Origin of the sequence: Mycobacterium fragae (assembly GCF_002102185.1) — a bacterium.
Taxonomy (GTDB): Bacteria; Actinomycetota; Actinomycetes; order Mycobacteriales; family Mycobacteriaceae; genus Mycobacterium; species Mycobacterium fragae.
On sequence record NZ_LQOW01000031.1, the window covers coordinates 398,336 to 413,301 of the forward strand.

Here is a 14,966-nt window from a genome sequence, read left to right on the forward strand (position 1 = left end):
TAGTGTTTCACACGTGGCGAGTCTGGATCCGAACCCGCTCGCGGCGGCCCGCTACCACGGCGATCAGGCCGCCGAGCCCGGCATGCTGGATTTCGCCGTCAACGTCCGTCACACAAAACCGCCCGGCTGGCTGGTAGAACGGCTCGCCGCGCGGCTTCCGGATCTGGCCCGCTACCCGGGGGGCGACGACGAGCGCGCCGCGGTTGAGGCCGTCGCCGCCCGGCACGGTCGTGGCCCTGACGAGGTGGTGCCGCTGGCCGGAGCCGCTGAAGGCTTCGCCCTTCTGGCCAACCTGCGTCCGACGCTCGCGGCGGTGATCGTGCCCTCGTTCACCGAACCGGAGTTGGCGCTGAAGGCGGCCGGTGTCCCGGTCCATCATGTCGTGCTCGAGCCGCCGTTCGGCTTGGCAGGAGTGCAGGTGCCCGACCACGCCGATCTTGTCGTGCTGGGCAACCCCACCAACCCGACATCGGTGTTGCATACCCGCGAGCAGATCCTCGCACTGCGCCGGCCCGGCCGGATCGTGGTGGTCGATGAGGCGTTCGCGGATTCGGTTCCCGGAGAGCCGGAATCGCTTGCCGGCGAGGCACTCCCCGATGTGCTGGTGCTGCGCAGCCTGACCAAGACGTGGGCGCTGGCGGGCCTGCGGGTCGGTTATACCCTGGGAGCGCCCGATGTGCTTCTGCGGCTGACGGCCCGGCGCGCGCACTGGCCCGTCGGCACGCTGCAATTGACGGCCATCGCGGCATGTTGTGCGCCCGACGCCGTAGCCGAGGCTGCAGCCGGTGCCCGGCGGCTGGCGGAGTTGCGGGCGGAGATGGTGTCCGGTTTGGCGTCTTTGGGTATCGAGACGGTCGACGGCTGCGCACCGTTCGTGTTGTTCACTGTCGGTGATTCCGAGCTGGTCCGAAAGCGCTTGCACGCCAAGGGAATCGCCCTGCGGCGGTGTGACACGTTCGTCGGATTGGACGGGCGGTATCTACGGGCGGCCGTACGTCCCGAATGGCGGGTGTTGGTCGAGGCGATGAGCGAGGTCCTGGCGTGACGGTGCGGCTGGCCGATGTCATCGAGGTGCTGGACGAGGCCTACCCGCCGCGTCTTGCCCAGGCGTGGGATTCGGTCGGCCTGGTGTGCGGGGACCCCGACGACGTGCTGGGCTCGGTGACGATTGCCGTCGACGCCACTGCCGACGTGGTCGAGGAGGTGCCCGACGGCGGTCTGCTGCTGGCCCATCATCCGCTGCTGTTACGCGGGGTGGACACCGTGGCCGCCAGCACCGCCAAGGGTGCGCTGGTGCATCAGCTGATCCGTTCCGGCCGTTCGCTTTTCACCGCGCACACCAACGCTGATTCGGCATCGCCGGGAGTATCGGATGCGTTGGCGCAGGCATTCGGGCTGACCGTCGAGGCCGTGCTGGAGCCGTCGCCGGCGGTGGCCGATCTCGACAAGTGGGTGATCTTCGTCCCGCGGGAAAACGCGGAGGCGGTGCGCGCAGCGGTGTTTGCGGCCGGAGCGGGCGTGATCGGCGACTATTCGCAATGCAGTTGGAGCGTGACCGGGACCGGCCAGTTTTTGCCGGGCGACGAGGCTTCGCCGGCCATCGGCAATGTCGGTGCGGTGGAACGGGTTACCGAGGACCGCGTCGAGGTCGTCGCACCGGCGCGGGCGCGGCGCCAAGTGCTCGCGGCGATGCGCGCCGCGCACCCCTACGAAGAGCCGGCATTTGACATCTTCGCGCTGACCCCGCCGCCCGGCGACGTGGGCTTGGGACGGATCGGCGTGTTGCCGCAGCCAGAGCCGTTGCGCGCCTTTGTTTCCCGGGTCAGCGCGGGCCTGCCGCAGACGTCGTGGGGGGTACGCGCGGCGGGGGATCCCGACATGCCAGTGTCACGTGTCGCGGTATGCGGGGGCGCCGGCGACTCGCTGCTGGACGCCGCGGCCGCGGCCGGTGTGCAGGCCTATGTCACCGCCGATCTGCGCCACCATCCGGCCGACGAGCACCGTCGGACCTCCGACGTCGCCCTGATCGATGTCGCGCACTGGGCCAGTGAATACCCCTGGTGTGAGCAGGCTGCCGGGGTTCTGCGGTCGACATTCGGTGCCGAGCTAGACGTACGGGTGTGCGAAATCCGCACCGACCCGTGGAACGTCGATGGTGGCCAGCCATGAAGGCCGCAGTAGCACAACAGCGTTCGCTGCTCGAAGTGGCGGAGCTGGATGCCGAACTGTCCAGGATCGCGCACCGGGCCAGCCACCTGCCGGAGCGCCAAGACTACGAGCGAATGCAAACCGAACAGACTGCCGCCGCCGACCGGCTGGCGGCGTTGCAAATCGCGTTGGAAGACTTGGACGCTCAGATATCACGGTATGAGTCGGAGATCGACGCCGTTCGCCAGCGCGAGGAGCGGGACCGCTCGCTGCTGCAGTCAGTGGCAGACGCCCGACAATTGTCGGAGCTGCAGCACGAGCTCGAGACGTTGCGACGCCGCCAGTCCAGCTTGGAGGATTCACTGTTGGAGGTGATGGAACGCCGCGAGGAACTGCAAGCGCAACAGGCCGCTGAGACGTCTGCGGTCGAAGCGCTGCAGGCCGATCTGGCCCGCGCACAGCAAGCTCTCGACGGCGCACTCGCCGAGATCGATCAGGCTCGTCGCCTTCACATGTCACGGCGCGAGGAGCTTACCGCGGCACTGGATCCCGAGCTGGTGGCGCTCTACGAACGACAGCGGGCCGGCGGCGGCCCTGGGGCGGGGCCGCTGCAGGGGCGTCGCTGCGGCGCCTGCCGGATCGAGATCGACCGCGGTGAGCTGTCCCGGATTTCGGCCGCTGCCGACGACGATGTGCTGCGCTGTCCCGAATGTGGCGCAATCCTGTTGCGAGTCAAAGGCGTAAGCCAATGAAGGTGGTCGTCGAGGCAGACGGCGGGTCGCGCGGCAACCCGGGGCCGGCAGGCTACGGCTCGGTGGTGTGGACTGCGGACCGCTCGACTGTGCTGGCCGAGAGCAAACAGGCGATCGGGCGGGCCACCAACAACGTCGCCGAATACAGCGGCCTGATCGCCGGTTTGGAGGAGGCGGCGAAGCTGGGAGCCACCGAGGTCGAAGTGTCGATGGATTCCAAGCTGGTGGTCGAGCAGATGTCGGGGCGCTGGCAGGTGAAGCACCCCGACCTCGCGGAGCTCAACGCGCAGGCCCGCAGGCTGGCGTCGCGCTTCGAACGGGTCAGCTACAGATGGGTTCCGCGGGCGGAGAACTCCTACGCGGATCGGTTGGCCAATGAGGCGATGGATGCGGCGGCGGAAGCGGTCCAGTCTGCCGAGCCCGCCGAGACTGCGTCGGCGGCAAAGGAACCCGAATCCGCGACCCCACCCGGCTGGACCGGTGCCCGCGGCACGGCCACGAGGCTGTTGTTGTTGCGCCACGGGCAGACCGAGCTTTCGGTGCATCGGCGCTACTCGGGACGTGGCAACCCTGCGCTGACCGAACTGGGATGGCAGCAGGCCGACGCGGCGGGCCGCTATCTTGCGCAACGTGGGGGAATAGCGGCCGTGATCACGTCGCCGCTGCAACGCTGCCACGACACCGCAACGACGGCCGCCAAGGCGCTGGGCCTGGATGTGACCGTCGACGACGACCTGATCGAGACTGATTTCGGCGCGTGGGAAGGGTTGACGTTCGCCGAAGCCGCCGAACGCGATCCCGAACTGCATCGACGCTGGCTGCGCGACACCAGCACACAGCCGCCGGGCGGGGAGAGTTTCGACAGCGTGCACCAACGGGTGTGCCGGGCGCGGGACCGGATCGTCGCCGAGCACGGCGGTACCACGGTGCTGGTGGTATCGCATGTGACGCCGATCAAGATGCTGCTGCGGCTCGCGCTGGACGCCGGGCCGGGAATTCTCTACCGACTGCATCTGGACCTGGCGTCGTTGAGTATCGCCGAGTTTTATCCCGACGGCGCGTCGTCGGTGCGGTTGGTCAACCAGACGGGGTATCTGGCGTAGCTCAACTGTGTAGGTGGAGCCGCTCGCCATGCGGGCCGAAAATCATGATGGCTTCCACGGGGCCGTCGACGGCGCCGAACCAATGCGGCGTCCACGTGCTGAACTCAACGGCTTCGCCCGGTTTGATGATGAAGTCGCGGTCGGCGAGCACCAGTCGCATCCGCCCGGCGAGCACGTACATCCATTCCTGGCCTTCGTGCACGGGCAGCTCGGCCGGTGGGCGGCGTCTGCGGGCGCTGACTCTGACCTTGAACGCGTGCAGGCCCCCGGCCGGTCCCCGTCGGGTCAGCGGCACGTACGTGACGCCGCGATGGGTATGCGAGGTGCCGCGCACACGGGGATCGGGCTGTGCGGTTTCGCGCAGCAAGTCGTCGGTGCTCACCGAAAGCGCTTCGGCCAGGCGGGGCAGATGATCCAGTGCGAGGCGGCGCTTTCCGGACTCCAGGCGGCTCAGCGTGGAGATATCGATATTCGCCCGCACCGCAACATCTTCGAGCGTCATGCCGCGCTCTAGCCGCAGCTCCCGAAGTCGAAGTCTCACCCGCAGATCAATCGGGTCTTCAGCTGACTTTGCCTGCATGGCAAATAAGGTTGGCATTGTGCGCCGGTGCCTGCAAGCTCGAGGCATGGAAACTGAAGCGGATGAGGTTCACCAGTTCTGGGAACAGCACTACGGGCGGGCCGATCGCATCTGGAGCGGGAGGGTTAATGCCCGCCTGATCGAGGTGGCCTCGGAGCTGAAGCCGGGCCGGGCGCTGGATCTGGGCTGTGGTGAGGGCGCCGACGCGATGTGGCTGGCCGAGCACGGCTGGCAGGTGGTGGCTGTCGACGTGTCGGCGACCGCGCTGCAGCGCGCAACCACCGATGCGCGGCAGCGGAATCTACTGGACCGCATTGACTTTCAGCATCGCGACCTTTCCGACAGCTTTCCGGACGGAATCTTCGATCTGGTGTCGGCGCACTACCTGCATTCACCGGTTCGGCTGGAACGTGAGGCGGTGTTGCGTCGTGCCGCCGAACGGCTGACCCGTGGCGGTGTGTTGTTGATCGTCGACCACGCATCAGCCCCGCCGTGGTCTCAGCACAAGCATCACGATCTGCCCGGCATCGAGGAAGTACTCGCGCCGCTGTCGCTGGGCAGCGATCAGTGGCATCGCGAGCGCGCCGAGCCGGTGGAGCGGAAGGCCGTCGGGCCTGACGGCCAGGTCGCGACGGTGACCGATAACGTCATCGTGCTGCGACGGGCGGATAGTCAGGCGGCGTCATGAAAGATCAGTCCCAGCGCGTAGCGCTCACCCGAACGGACGACGGAGAGGCCGTGGCGCACCGGCGCTGCTGACCAACCGCGAGTTGAACGCACTGGCCGGTCCCGGGTGGTGAACAGGTAGCCGTGCCCGTGCGGCAGTTGGGTTGCGGTGCCACGCGATTGAGCCCGCGGGCGCTGTTCGACGAGCATGAACTCACCGCCGGTGTATTCGTTATCCGGTTCGCTCAGGTTGATCACAACTTGAAGGGGAAACACCAAGTCCCCGTAGAGGTCTCGGTGCAATGCGTTCCAGTCGTCGGTGCCGTATTTGAGCATGAGCGCGGTCGATCTGGTCTGGCCGGCGGTGTGGCACATGTCCAGCCATTCATCGAGGCTGTCCGGCCATGGGGCGTCGCGGCGCAGCTTGCCCCACCAGTCGCGGGCGATCGGCAGCAGCCGCGGATACAGGGCCTGCTTGAGATGCTCGATCGGCTCGGGATAGGGGGCGTGGAAGTAGCGATACTGCCCTGAGCCGTAGCGCCGGGGTCCCATGTCGACGGTGGTGCGGAAGAGGTGGTCCTTGTCGTAGAGCTTGCGCAGCCGCAGCGCCTCGGCGTGGGTGAGGAGCTTGGGTAATAGCGCGCCGCCGTAGTCGCTGACCGCTGCGGCGATGGCGTTCCAGTCGCCGGTGTCGACGCGCTTTGCCCATCGGTCCGCCGGCATCAGACGCAGTCTCCTTTCGCGGGTCGCGGGCCCCTCCCTGTAGACGATAAGGATGGCGGACGTGTGAGAAGCGACTTGTCGCCGGGATGGTGTACTATCGAACGTATGTTCGAAGAACTGGCGATGGTGGACCCGGCTTCCGGTGAATCGGCGCTGGTGGAACAGATTGCCGAGCTGGAGCGGGTCAAATCCGCCGCCGCGGCTGGCCAGGCTCGGGCCGCCGCTGCTCTAGACGCCTTGCGCCGGGCCGCCGACGCAGCCGCGGGCGTGCCTGCGGAACGGCGCGGGCGGGGAGTGGCCAGCGAGATCGCTCTGGCACGACGGGATTCCCCAGCCCGGGGCAACCGGCACCTCGGCTTCGCGAAGGCCCTCGTGCACGAGATGCCGCACACCCTGGCCGCGCTTGAGTCTGGGGTTTTGACGGAATGGCGCGCCACCTTGATCGTGCGGGAAAGCGCATGTCTCGATATCGAGGATCGGCGCGCCCTGGACGCCGAATTGTGCGGTGACCCGGCGGGCCTCGAAGGCATGGGTAATGCGCGGGTGGCGGCGGCTGCCAAGGCGATTGCCTACCGCCTCGATCCACACGCCGTTGTCGACCGAGCCGCCAAAGCCGAGAGCGACCGCACGGTGACCATCCGGCCGGCGCCGGACACGATGACCTACGTCACCGCCCTTTTGCCGGTGGCCCAGGGTGTATCGGTCTATGCCGCGTTGCGCCGCGAGGCCGATACCTGCGGCGACGGTCGATCGCGCGGCCAGGTGATGGCAGACACGTTGGTCGGGCGGGTCACCGGCCGCGACGCGGCGGCAGCGACACCGACCGCCGTGAACCTGGTGATGTCCGACGAAACCCTGCTCGGCGGTTCCGACGCACCGGCCGAAATCTGCGGCTATGGACCCATTCCGGCCGCCGTCGGCCGTGCGCTCGTCTCGGCCGCCGTCACCGATGAGCGCTCCCGGGCCACGCTGCGGCGGCTCTATGCCCACCCGGACACGGGGGCCCTGGTGGCGATGGAGTCACGGGCGCGGCTCTTTCCCCGCGGTCTGGCCGCCTTCATCGGGCTCAGGGACCAGCGATGTCGCACCCCCTATTGCGATGCGCCGATCCGCCACCGCGACCATGCCCGCCCCTGGGCTGCCGGGGGTGAGACCAGTGCGGCCAACGGGCTCGGGTTGTGCGAACAGTGCAACTACGTGAAAGAAGTCGCCGGCTGGCAGGTCGACACGAGCGTCGACGAAACATGCACGCACACAGCGGAATTCACTACCCCGACGGGAGCACGGTATCGCTCCGCAGCGCCTCCGCCGCCGAGAGCGCCCGCGAGACTAGAAATCAGCGAGATGGAAGTCGCTGTCGCGATAAAGATCTCGGACCTACACGCCGCATAGCCGCGGGCGGATGACCGCTGGCCTGGGCATTCCGCAGCGAGTACCGTGGATGATCGCGGACGAGTTGGCTGGGCGGCCGCGGCTCGCACTGTCGCAGCGGCGAGTCGAGGAAAGTCCGGACTTCACAGAGCAGGGTGATTGCTAACGGCAATCCGAGGTGACTCGCGGGAAAGTGCCACAGAAAACAGACCGCCATCCGGAAGGGTGGTAAGGGTGAAACGGTGCGGTAAGAGCGCACCAGCATTCCGGGTGACCGGAATGGCTAGGCAAACCCCACCCGAAGCAAGGCCAAGAAGGCCGCACTTCGGTGCGGTCGCGCAGGCGCTCGAGGGTTGCTCGCCCGAGCCTGCGGGTAGGTCGCTTGAGGCACCCGGTGACGGTGTGTCCAGATGGATGGTCGCCGCCGCGCCGTCAGGCGCGGAACAGAATCCGGCTTACAGGCCAACTCGTCCGCCTAACACTCCCGCATCGATACCGCTTCGTTGAGCTTCTGCAACGCCGGCTCAAGCTGCTCGCGACAGCGCGCGGCCAGGTCGGCCTCTTGCTGGTAGAGCAGTCCATAGGTGAACGTGTCCTCGCCCGCGGCGTACGCCTCCTCGGCCTGCTGGGCGAGATGCGCACGGCTGACCACGCTGTCTTGATGATCGCCGAGCAACGACTGCACCGCTTTAGCCTGGTCGGATACCTCTGTGGCGCCGATGGCCGCGGCGGTGTAGCGAAGTCTCTTGGCGCGCTTACGGATTCGGTGTATCGCGCTGTCGCGATCCTGTTCGGCAGCCTTTCTGGCCCGCTTGGCGGCCTTGCGCACCTTCTTGCTTGCGGCCTCGATGGCCCCTGGGGCCGGCCCCTGGTCGGGCGGCAATGCGACGGGTTTGGCGACGATTGCATCCAACGCGTCGAGCAGACGGAAATAACGCTCCGAGCGCAGCGCGGCCAACGTGCGCCGCAGCCCGTTTTGATAGCGCTCCTCAGCGCCGTCGACCAGCCGTTCCCGGACGGGGCCGCGGACCAGCCGGGGCGGCATCTCGTCAAGCGCGCGGCGGTAACGTTCGGCCAGCACCTCGGCGTCGCGAGCCGCGCCCAACACTGCGGCTAGCTCCCGCAGCTCGTCGACGACGGGCGCGTCCTTCGAGAATCCGAATGACTCTGGGGAGGCCTGTAACAGGCTGCGGATCTTGCGTGTGGTCACCCGCATCTGGTGCACGGCGTCGTCGGCGTCGGCGCGCACCGCGCGGTCCCACACCAGCAGGTCGTCCACCAGCTCGGCCACCGCCTGGCGAACGGGATCGGACGGGCGGACCTGCGGCTCGCTCTGCATCGTGCCGATCACCCGCGCCAGCTTGGAGCCGTGCCCGGCCGGCGTGGCCCCGGCGCCCAGCAGTCGATTGCTCAGGTGGTCCATCAGCTCCGCGTTCGCGTCGGGTGCGGTGAGCTCGAGTTCCCACTCACGCCACCGCTGCTCGGCAGGGTTCGCATCAGAGGTGTCCGTGCGCGATGCGGTGACCTTGTCGTCACAGAACTCGGCCAGCGCCGCGCCGTCGGCGCCGTGCAACAGCCGAACCTCCCGGGTGGTGGCGATCCGCGCGACCGGACTCAGCGGGCGGTCTCGGACAATGGCGAGCACCACATCCAGCAACTCGGGCGGCACATTTTCCCCATCCAGTGGCGCGCGCACCTCGGTGCGCGCGTCGGGGCCGGCCGGAAGTTTCAGATGCCAGCCGGCGTCCTCGCCGCCGCTGCGGCGGCGCAACGTGATTCGTTTTGACGCGAGGTCATGCTCCGCCGTGTCGTAGTACACCGCGTCGAGTTCTTGGGCGGGCAGCTTTTCCACCCGAACGATCTCGGCGACTCCGTCAAATGACGGCACCGAGGTGGACTCACCGACGTCGAATTTGCGCTCGACCTCTACATAACGCGACGGCGTCGACGCGTTAGCAAGCATCGGCGCCTCCAATGAGTCCGTCGCCGCGGAACAGGCTAGGGCGGTTAGAAGCTGTGCTCGTCGGCGGGGAACACTCCGGCAGCGACTTCCTCGGCGTACTGCATTGCCGCGCGGCGCAATTCGCCGCCGATGTCGCCGAACTGCTTGACGAAGCGCGCCGTTTTGCCCGCGGTGAGCCCGGCCATGTCCTGCCAGACCAGCACTTGGGCATCGCAGTTCGGGCCGGCTCCGATCCCGATGGTGGGAATCGTCAGCTTGCCGGTGATCTGGGTGGCCAGCTCGGCGGGCACCATCTCCATGACGACGGAAAACGCACCGGCTTCGGCGACGGCAATGGCGTCGGCAATGGTCTGTTCGGCGGCATCACCGCGGCCCTGCACCCGGAAACCGCCGAGGCTGTTGACGCTTTGCGGGGTGAAGCCGATGTGCGCCATCACCGGGACGCCGGCCGCGCTCAGCGCGGCGATCTGGTCGGCTACCCGCTCACCACCTTCGAGCTTGACCGCATGCGCGCCAGCCTCTTTCATGAACCGGACGGCGGCGGCAAGCGCGGCGTTGGGCCCGGCCTCGTAGCTGCCGAACGGCAAGTCCGCGACGACAAGTGCGTGCGGAGCGCCTCGAACCACCCCGCGAACCAGCGGAATCAACTCATCGATCGACACCGGCACCGTGGTGTCGTAGCCGTAGACGACGTTGGCGGCGGAGTCACCGACGAGCAGCACGGGAATGCCCGCATCGTCGAAGATCCGGGCGGTGGAGTAGTCGTAGGCCGTCAGCATGGCCCACTTGTGGCCTTCGGCCTTCATTTTCTGCAGATGGTGGATCCGGACCTTGGCCCGTGGCGCCGCGCTCGACGCGCCGCCGTAAACAGCCCGTTCAGACATCATTGTCCCTAGTTATCGTCGGGTCGATCCTCGTGGCCCCATGGGTCCCCGGGTTCGTCTGACCCACCCAGTCTGCCATCCGCGGCGGTCGAAGCGCAGAACGGGTTTAGTGGACTTCCTCACACCGGCGTCCCGGACATACCATCGGCGCATGCAGCGGCTCAGTGGACTCGACGCCAGCTTTCTGTACCTGGAAACCGCCTCGCAGCCATTACACGTCTGCTCGATCATGGAGCTCGACACCTCGACGATGCCGGATGGCTATAGCTTTGACCGGCTCCGCGACGAGTTGGCGGTCCGGATCAAGGCGATGCCGCAGTTCCGAGAGAAGCTCGTCGACAGCCCGCTGAACCTCGACCATCCCGTCTGGGTGGAGGACAACAGCTTCGACGTCAGCCGCCATCTGCACCGCATCGGCCTGCCGCCGCCGGGCGGGCGGATGGAACTGTCCGAGATCTGCGGTCACATCGCCGCATTGCCGCTGGACCGCAACCGGCCGCTTTGGGAGATGTGGGTTATCGAAGGCGTCGCCGGCACCGATGCCCAGCAAGGCGGTCGTCTGGCCGTGATGACCAAAGTGCACCACGCCGCCGTCGACGGCGTCACCGGGGCATCGCTGTTGTCACAGCTGTGCAGCACCGAACCCGACGCGCCGCCGCCCGAGCCGGTGGAAGGAGTCGGCGACGCCAACCAAATCCAGCTCGCGGTAAGCGGATTGGCGAGGTTCGCCTCCCGGCCGCTGCGGCTGGCTCGCGTGCTGCCAAACACCGTGTCATCGGTGCTCGAATCGGTGCTGCGGGCGCGTATCGGACTGGCGATGGCGTCCCCATTCACCGCACCACGAACGGCGTTCAATGCCAACGTCACGACTCACCGCAACGTCGCTTACGCGCAGCTGAACCTCGAGGACATCAAGAAGGTCAAGAATCGCTTCGACGTCAAGGTCAACGACGTGGTGATGGCGCTGGTGTCCGGTGTGCTACGACAATTCCTACTCGACCGTGACGAATTACCCGAGACATCACTGGTGGCGATGGTGCCGGTCTCGGTGCACGGGAAATCGGATCGGCCTGGGCGCAACCAGGTTTCAGGGATGTTTGCCCGGCTGGAAACTCATATCGCCGATCCAGCTGAGCGGCTCAAGGCCATCTCGGAAGCGAATTCGGTTGCCAAACAACATAGTTCAGCAATCAGTGCCACGCTGTTGCAGGATTGGTCGCAGTTCGCCGCGCCCGCGGTCTTCAATGTGGCGATGAGGGCCTACGCCCGGAGCAGCCTCACCACGAGCCGGCCGGTGCACAACCTGGTGGTCTCCAATGTGCCCGGCCCGCAGATGCCGCTTTATCTGCTGGGCTGTGAGGTCAAGGCGATGTACCCGCTGGGGCCGATCTTCCACGGCTCGGGTCTGAACATCACGGTGATGTCCCTGAACGGCAAGCTGGACGTCGGGCTGATCGCGTGTCCGGAGCTGGTGCCGGACTTGTGGGAATTGGCCGACGACTTCGCCGTCGGGATGGAAGAACTGCTGCTCGCGGCCCAGTAGCAGCCCGGTTGCCCGGCCTCCCGTTCAGCGCATGGCAGCATGGGTTGGCATGGGTACCACTCGCCGCGGCAACATCGCGCGCACGATGCTGATCTGGACCGTTCTGCCCGTAGTGGCGGCGACGGTGGCGAGCTGCACCCATGTCATCAGCGGGCGCGCTGTGCTTGCGGGGCCGCGAATCGGCCAGCCGGTGGAGTGGGGACCATGTCATGTGGTTGGCGGCGGCGGCGGTACCTCGTTGAAGCTGCCCAGCGGCGCGGAATGCGGCAAGCTCGCCGTGCCGGTCGACTACAACCAGCGCCATGGCGATGCCACCACGCTGGCCATGATTCGGTTCTCGGCAACCGGAGACAGGATCGGGTCGCTGCTCATCAACCCCGGCGGGCCCGGCGAATCGGGCATCGAGGCCGCGTTGGGCATTGTGCAGTCATTGCCGCCGCGGATACGCGAGCGGTTCGACCTGGTCGGATTCGATCCTCGCGGGGTGGCGTCGTCGCGGCCGGCGCTCTGGTGTAACTCCGACGCGGACAATGACCGGCTGCGCACCGAGCCGCAGGTCGACTACAGCCCGGCGGGCGTGGCGCACATCGAGGACGAGACGAAGGCGTTTGTCGGTCGCTGTATCGACAAGATGGGCAACAAATTCCTGGCGAATGTGGGGACCGTCAATGTCGCCCGCGATCTGGACGCCATTCGCAAGGCGCTGGGCGACGACAAATTGACCTACCTGGGTTACTCGTATGGCACCCGAATCGGCTCCGCCTACGCCGAGGCCTACCCGCAGCACGTGCGGGCGATGATTCTCGACGGCGCCGTCGACCCGAATGCCGATCCCGTCGAGGCAGATTTGCGGCAGGCCAAGGGGTTTCAGGATGCATTCAACGACTTTGCGGCGGACTGTGCGAAGGCTCCCACCTGCCCGCTGGGCACCGACCCGGCCAAGGCCGTCGACGTCTATCACAGCCTGGTCGATCCCCTGGTCGACAAGAACAACCCGAGGATCAGCAAGCCGGCGCGCACCAAAGACCCGCGTGGCCTGAGCTACAGCGACGCCATCGTGGGCACCATCATGGCGCTGTACTCGCCGACCTTCTGGCACCACCTGACCGAGGGTTTGACGGAACTGTCCGGCGGCCACGGCGACACCCTGCTCGCGCTGGCCGACCTGTACATGCGCCGGGATAAGCACGGTCATTACACCAACGCCAGCGACGCTCGGGTGGCAATCAACTGTGTCGATCAGCCGCCGGTCAAAGACCGGGCCAAGGTCATCGACGAAGACCGCCGCTCGCGTGAGATCGCGCCGTTTATGAGCTACGGCAAGTTCACCGGCGATGCGCCGCTGGGCACCTGCGCGTTCTGGCCGGTCCCGCCGACCAGCAAGCCGCACACCATCTCTGCGCCCGGCCTGCCGCCGACCGTGGTGGTGTCCACCACTCACGACCCGGCCACCCCGTACAAGGCCGGTGTCGAGCTGGCCAACCAGTTGCACGGCGCGCTGCTCACCTTCGACGGAACCCAGCACACGGTGGTGTTCCAGGGCAACAGCTGCATCGACGACTACGCGACGGACTATCTGATCGACGGCAGGGTGCCCCCGAAGGGCGCGAAATGTTAAGAAAGCGCGGCCAATAACGAGACCAAGGTGTGACCTTGGAGATCAGTGTCTGTGGCCGACGCATGCGACGATAAGCAGCCATGTGGCACGTGAGACTGCTGGGTCTTGCGCTGCTGTCATTCACCGCGCTGATCGCCCCATCGGTTATCGCACCAGCGCCGGCGCGCGCCAACTTGGCCTGGGGCGGCTGCGGCCGTTTCCTCGGCGACTCGGACGACATTCCCAGCGCGCAATGCACCACCGTCGCGGTCCCGGTCGACTACGACGCACCGCAGGGTGCCCAGGCTCAACTCGCCGTGATCCGAATTCCGGCTACCGGACGGCGGATCGGCGCGCTGTTCGTCAATCCGGGCGGCCCCGGGGCGTCGGCGGTCGACACCGTTGCCGGGATGGCATCGGCGCTTGCAGGCACCGAGATCACCCGCCGCTTCGATCTTGTCGGATTCGACCCCCGAGGGGTGGGGCATTCCACTCCGGAGCTGCGCTGCCAAACGGACGCGGAGTTCGACGCCTACCGGCGCGAGCCGATGGTCGATTACAGCCCGGCGGGCGTGGCGCACATCGAGCAGGTCTACCGGCAGTTGGCCCAGCGCTGTGTCGACCGGATGGGGCCGACGTTCCTGGAGAACATGGGGACCGCGTCCGTCGCACGCGACATGGACGCCGTGCGACAGGCGCTGGGCGACGACCAGATCAACTACCTCGGCTTCAGCTATGGCACCGAATTGGGCACCGCCTACGTCGAGCGGTTCGGCGCCCACGTACGGGCCATGGTGCTCGACGGTGCCATCGATCCGACCGTCGGCCCGATCCAGGAGAACATCGACCAGCAGGCCGGGTTCCAGACCGCATTCAACGACTACGCGGCGGATTGCGCCCGCGAGTCGGGCTGCCCGCTGGGCACCGACCCGACCAAATGGGTGGATCGCTATCACCAGTTGGTCGACCCGCTGGTCGCCAAGCCCGCGCACACCGCGGACCCGCGCGGGCTGAGCTATGCCGACGCGAACACCGGCGCCGTCAACGCGCTCTACGCGCCCCAGCATTGGAAGTTCCTCACCAGCGGTCTGCTGGGGTTACAGCGCGGCACCGACCCCGGTGACCTGCTGATGTTGGCTGACGACTACAACGGCCGCGACGACCAAGGCCACTACGACAACTCCCAAGACGCGTTCAACGCCGTCCGCTGCGTCGACGCGCCGGTGCCGACCGATCCGGCGGCCTGGGCGGACGCCGACCGCCGCATCCGTCAGGCCGCACCGTTTCTGTCCTACGGGCAGTTCACCGGGCAGGCGCCGCGCGACCTGTGCGCGTTGTGGCCGGTGCCGGCGACGTCGGCGCCGCATCCGGCGGCCCCCGTCGCGCCGGGCAAGGTCGTCGTCGTCTCCACCACCCACGACCCGGCGACGCCGTACCAAGCCGGGGTGAATCTGGCCCGCCAGCTCGGCGCGCCGCTGATCACGTACGACGGCACCCAACACACCGCGGTGTTCAACGGCGACGAGTGCGTCGACAGCGCCGTGGTCAGCTACTTCGTCGACGGTGTCGCGCCGGGAAACTTACGTTGTTAGGGCCACACCGGTAACACAGCATTAACTGCAAGGGCATACTGTTT

At 67.2% G+C, this 14,966-nt stretch carries 13 protein-coding genes and 1 other RNA gene; 10 read left to right on the top strand and 4 right to left on the bottom strand.

Annotated features, from left to right (window positions below):
- Positions 1-13: 13 nt before the first annotated feature.
- The 4 genes from cobC to AWC06_RS20250 are packed head-to-tail and all read left to right on the top strand — an operon-like array spanning position 14 to position 4,003.
- On the top strand, positions 14-1,045 hold the full coding sequence (gene cobC, locus AWC06_RS20235; RefSeq protein WP_244899126.1) for an Rv2231c family histidinol phosphate aminotransferase CobC: 1,032 nt from the start codon (positions 14-16) through the stop codon (positions 1,043-1,045).
- Complete coding sequence (locus AWC06_RS20240) at positions 1,042-2,169, top strand: Nif3-like dinuclear metal center hexameric protein (protein ID WP_085199759.1); 1,128 nt, start codon at positions 1,042-1,044, stop codon at positions 2,167-2,169. Before cobC ends, AWC06_RS20240 begins: the two co-directional genes overlap by 4 nt.
- A complete protein-coding gene (locus AWC06_RS20245) occupies positions 2,166-2,900 on the top strand; it encodes a zinc ribbon domain-containing protein (protein ID WP_085199760.1) in 735 nt (244 codons plus the stop codon). Before AWC06_RS20240 ends, AWC06_RS20245 begins: the two co-directional genes overlap by 4 nt.
- Positions 2,897-4,003, top strand: coding sequence for a bifunctional RNase H/acid phosphatase (locus AWC06_RS20250; protein ID WP_085199761.1), 1,107 nt, complete (start codon positions 2,897-2,899; stop codon positions 4,001-4,003). The genes AWC06_RS20245 and AWC06_RS20250 overlap by 4 nt, the downstream gene beginning before the upstream one ends.
- Before the next feature lies 1 nt (position 4,004).
- Here the strand turns inward: AWC06_RS20250 and AWC06_RS20255 are convergent, their stop codons facing one another.
- On the bottom strand, positions 4,005-4,583 hold the full coding sequence (locus tag AWC06_RS20255) for a helix-turn-helix domain-containing protein (protein WP_085199762.1): 579 nt from the start codon (positions 4,581-4,583) through the stop codon (positions 4,005-4,007).
- Positions 4,584-4,629: 46 nt separating this feature from the next.
- On the opposite strand from AWC06_RS20255, the gene AWC06_RS20260 reads away from it, so the two are divergent.
- Positions 4,630-5,271 carry a class I SAM-dependent methyltransferase gene (locus AWC06_RS20260; RefSeq protein ID WP_085199763.1) on the top strand — a complete coding sequence of 214 codons (642 nt, stop codon included), beginning with the start codon at positions 4,630-4,632 and terminating at the stop codon, positions 5,269-5,271.
- On the opposite strand, the gene AWC06_RS20265 is transcribed toward AWC06_RS20260, so the two are convergent.
- Positions 5,256-5,972, bottom strand: coding sequence for a 2OG-Fe(II) oxygenase (locus AWC06_RS20265; RefSeq protein WP_085199764.1), 717 nt, complete (start codon positions 5,970-5,972; stop codon positions 5,256-5,258). The two genes, AWC06_RS20260 and AWC06_RS20265, sit on opposite strands and share 16 nt — an antisense overlap.
- Before the next feature lie 105 nt (positions 5,973-6,077).
- On the opposite strand from AWC06_RS20265, the gene AWC06_RS20270 reads away from it, so the two are divergent.
- Both AWC06_RS20270 and rnpB read left to right on the top strand, forming a co-directional pair.
- Positions 6,078-7,364 carry an HNH endonuclease gene (locus tag AWC06_RS20270; RefSeq protein WP_085199765.1) on the top strand — a complete coding sequence of 429 codons (1,287 nt, stop codon included), beginning with the start codon at positions 6,078-6,080 and terminating at the stop codon, positions 7,362-7,364.
- A 60-nt stretch (positions 7,365-7,424) separates the two neighbouring features.
- An RNA gene (rnpB, locus tag AWC06_RS20275) (RNase P RNA component class A) lies at positions 7,425-7,817 on the top strand.
- A gap of 1 nt (position 7,818) precedes the next feature.
- On the opposite strand, the gene AWC06_RS20280 is transcribed toward rnpB, so the two are convergent.
- Both AWC06_RS20280 and panB read right to left on the bottom strand, forming a co-directional pair.
- Positions 7,819-9,306, bottom strand: a complete 1,488-nt coding sequence (locus tag AWC06_RS20280) for a CYTH and CHAD domain-containing protein (RefSeq protein ID WP_085199766.1) — start codon at positions 9,304-9,306, stop codon at positions 7,819-7,821.
- 44 nt (positions 9,307-9,350) lie between these two features.
- Complete coding sequence (gene panB, locus AWC06_RS20285; RefSeq protein ID WP_085200078.1) at positions 9,351-10,190, bottom strand: 3-methyl-2-oxobutanoate hydroxymethyltransferase; 840 nt, start codon at positions 10,188-10,190, stop codon at positions 9,351-9,353.
- Positions 10,191-10,341: 151 nt separating this feature from the next.
- On the opposite strand from panB, the gene AWC06_RS20290 reads away from it, so the two are divergent.
- The 3 genes from AWC06_RS20290 (at position 10,342) to AWC06_RS20300 (ending at position 14,922) form a co-directional block, all read left to right on the top strand.
- On the top strand, positions 10,342-11,733 hold the full coding sequence (locus AWC06_RS20290; RefSeq protein ID WP_085199767.1) for a WS/DGAT/MGAT family O-acyltransferase: 1,392 nt from the start codon (positions 10,342-10,344) through the stop codon (positions 11,731-11,733).
- Between the two features lie 31 nt (positions 11,734-11,764).
- Complete coding sequence (locus AWC06_RS20295) at positions 11,765-13,351, top strand: alpha/beta hydrolase (RefSeq protein ID WP_227371058.1); 1,587 nt, start codon at positions 11,765-11,767, stop codon at positions 13,349-13,351.
- Between the two features lie 80 nt (positions 13,352-13,431).
- Positions 13,432-14,922, top strand: a complete 1,491-nt coding sequence (locus AWC06_RS20300; RefSeq protein ID WP_085199769.1) for an alpha/beta hydrolase — start codon at positions 13,432-13,434, stop codon at positions 14,920-14,922.
- Positions 14,923-14,966 lie beyond the last annotated feature (44 nt).

What these genes read in the sequence shown, in the direction of transcription:
- AWC06_RS20245 (WP_085199760.1), top strand. Translation starts at nt 2,166, where the DNA reads ATGAAGGCCGCAGTAGCACAACAGCGTTCGCTGCTCGAAGTGGCGGAG.
- AWC06_RS20250 (WP_085199761.1), top strand. Translation starts at nt 2,897, where the DNA reads ATGAAGGTGGTCGTCGAGGCAGACGGCGGGTCGCGCGGCAACCCGGGG.
- AWC06_RS20255 (WP_085199762.1), bottom strand. Translation starts at nt 4,583, where the DNA reads ATGCAGGCAAAGTCAGCTGAAGACCCGATTGATCTGCGGGTGAGACTT.
- AWC06_RS20260 (WP_085199763.1), top strand. Translation starts at nt 4,630, where the DNA reads ATGGAAACTGAAGCGGATGAGGTTCACCAGTTCTGGGAACAGCACTAC.
- AWC06_RS20265 (WP_085199764.1), bottom strand. Translation starts at nt 5,972, where the DNA reads ATGCCGGCGGACCGATGGGCAAAGCGCGTCGACACCGGCGACTGGAAC.
- AWC06_RS20270 (WP_085199765.1), top strand. Translation starts at nt 6,078, where the DNA reads ATGTTCGAAGAACTGGCGATGGTGGACCCGGCTTCCGGTGAATCGGCG.
- AWC06_RS20280 (WP_085199766.1), bottom strand. Translation starts at nt 9,306, where the DNA reads ATGCTTGCTAACGCGTCGACGCCGTCGCGTTATGTAGAGGTCGAGCGC.
- panB (WP_085200078.1), bottom strand. Translation starts at nt 10,190, where the DNA reads ATGTCTGAACGGGCTGTTTACGGCGGCGCGTCGAGCGCGGCGCCACGG.
- AWC06_RS20290 (WP_085199767.1), top strand. Translation starts at nt 10,342, where the DNA reads ATGCAGCGGCTCAGTGGACTCGACGCCAGCTTTCTGTACCTGGAAACC.
- AWC06_RS20295 (WP_227371058.1), top strand. Translation starts at nt 11,765, where the DNA reads ATGGCAGCATGGGTTGGCATGGGTACCACTCGCCGCGGCAACATCGCG.
- AWC06_RS20300 (WP_085199769.1), top strand. Translation starts at nt 13,432, where the DNA reads ATGTGGCACGTGAGACTGCTGGGTCTTGCGCTGCTGTCATTCACCGCG.